This is a genomic window from Kluyvera sichuanensis (genome assembly GCF_014218705.1).
In the GTDB taxonomy this organism is placed as follows: domain Bacteria; phylum Pseudomonadota; class Gammaproteobacteria; order Enterobacterales; family Enterobacteriaceae; genus Kluyvera; species Kluyvera sichuanensis.
The window spans coordinates 1-1,862 of the sequence record NZ_JABBJF010000069.1; the positions used below are offsets into that span (position 1 = coordinate 1).

At 51.9% G+C, this 1,862-nt stretch carries 3 protein-coding genes; 1 reads left to right on the forward strand and 2 read right to left on the reverse strand.

The annotated features are described in order from the left end of the window. Window positions 1-782 precede the first annotated feature (782 nt). A complete protein-coding gene (locus tag HII27_RS26730; protein WP_206659768.1) occupies window positions 783-1,010 on the forward strand; it encodes a hypothetical protein in 228 nt (75 codons plus the stop codon). Between the two features lie 47 nt (window positions 1,011-1,057). On the opposite strand, the gene HII27_RS26735 is transcribed toward HII27_RS26730, so the two are convergent. Continuing rightward, window positions 1,058-1,246 carry a Rop family plasmid primer RNA-binding protein gene (locus HII27_RS26735; protein WP_000165998.1) on the reverse strand — a complete coding sequence of 63 codons (189 nt, stop codon included), beginning with the start codon at window positions 1,244-1,246 and terminating at the stop codon, window positions 1,058-1,060. A 251-nt stretch (window positions 1,247-1,497) separates the two neighbouring features. After that, the gene (locus HII27_RS26740) at window positions 1,498-1,815 is read right to left on the reverse strand and encodes a hypothetical protein (protein WP_023224510.1); all 318 of its coding nucleotides are present in this window, start codon (window positions 1,813-1,815) and stop codon (window positions 1,498-1,500) included. Between the last annotated feature and the right edge of the window lie 47 nt (window positions 1,816-1,862).

The following is a 1,862-nucleotide window of genomic DNA, read 5'->3' on the forward strand; positions in this document are numbered from 1 at the left end:
AAACGCGGCCATAACAGCGGAATGACACCGGTAAACCGAAAGGCAGGAACAGGAGAGCGCACGAGGGAGCCACCAGGGGGAAACGCCTGGTATCTTTAAGTCCTGTCGGGTTTCGCCACCACTGATTTGAGCGTCAGATTTCGTGATGCTTGTCAGGGGGGCGGAGCCTATGGAAAACCGGCAACGCCGCGGCCTTTTCTTTTGCCTCTCGATCCTCTCTCATTGCCTGTGCCTTAATGTCTCCGTTCCCTCCGCTCGCCGCAGCCGAACGACCGAGCGTAGCGAGTCAGTGAGCGAGGAAGCGGAATATCCCCGGACTTATCTTCGGCACCGTACGCGCCAGTGCTGCATTTTTTAATACGATGCAGGATAGGGCAAACGCCGCAAAATGACGTCATCCGACATCATTCCGCCGCGTTCGTCCAGTGACCTACAGTCGGCTCTGGGGTGTCGGGGCTGTGCCCTGACCAGGCGTTTTGGAGTATCGCCACCGTGGTGGCGGTGCTACAAAACATATCCTGTCCCTTCCTTGGCATCTCTGAAGTTTAGCCAGTATACACTCCGCTAGCGCTACGTGACTGGTTCAGGGCTGCGCCCCGACACCCGCTAAAAGCACTGACGCGCCTGCGGCTTGCCCAACCCCGCGCCGTCCGGGAAAGAATTTCCCGATCGACCCGACGTTTCTGTTTACCTGTGATGTTAACGTTTGGATCTTTTTCCCGGGTTTACCTATTTTCTTCTAATGAAGCGTTCACAGCTGACGTTAATAGATGGGTGCTTTCATGTTTGGTTTTTCACCAGGAGAACTTATGAACCTTTGCCCCGATGAACGTCTGCTCTTTGTGCGGATGATTTCCGCTATGCTTCGCCGTTCGGGCGGTGATGCGGGTGCTGTTATGTTTGAGGCGTATCGCCATATTGTGTCCGATACCAATCAAGCTCGTCGTTCCTGCATGCTCGACCTGCTCGAAAGCGTCAGGCATGACTATGTACACGGTGGATATACATAGTTGCCCTGGATACGCTTTTCGTCTAAGTGAGCGTTCTTTTCGTCTCTTTATTCGCCGTCCTGTATACCGAAGCGTGCGCTCAGCTTCTGATAAAGCGCTTCTGCCTGTTCGTGCATTCGCTCACAGTCGGCTGCCTCGTCATCAAGATCGAGCACGTCGAGTTTTTCGAGCAGCAGCAGCGACTGCGCCCGGATAAATTTTGCCATGTTCAGTGCGGCTGATTCCTGTTTTGTCATACGGTTTTTTCCCGGTTTTATGGTGATCGCAGACTGAAATCTTACTTCATTCACTTGAGTGCATAGCCATGCAGGTACGCAGAAATCATCAGCGCGTTTCTGAGCGGTTTTCAGGGGGTAAGATGTGTTCTTTTGCAGGTGAGGTCGTAGAAACGCCCTGAGAGCCTCTCAGGCGGTGCACGCAACAGATGTTATGGTAAATCCAGCTGATTGGCAGGTACAAAAAAAGCCCGGCAGGGCTTTTTTGTACCTTATTGATCTGCACACTTTGCAGCCTTCAGGGCTTCCAGCTGATTTAGCCGGTTAGCTGCTTTTTTGCGGGCTTCGCCTTTTGCCATGCCATTTCCTATCCCAAAATCACCCAGGAAACCTAATACGGTGCGCCCGTCAAATTCGCCGGTTGCCTCAATTTCTTGTTGTACACTGCGCGTTTTGGCGATTTCCAGAGCTACCGCTTTGCAATCCATTGCGGAAGATTCTGGACCGGTGACGTTCGCGGCCTGTGGATATTGCTTTGTTGCGCATCCTGCCATGATCAGCGCTGCCGATAGGATGAATATTTTTTTCAAAATTATCCTTATTTATTTAGGCATAGTTAAGAGATACCCATTTTATC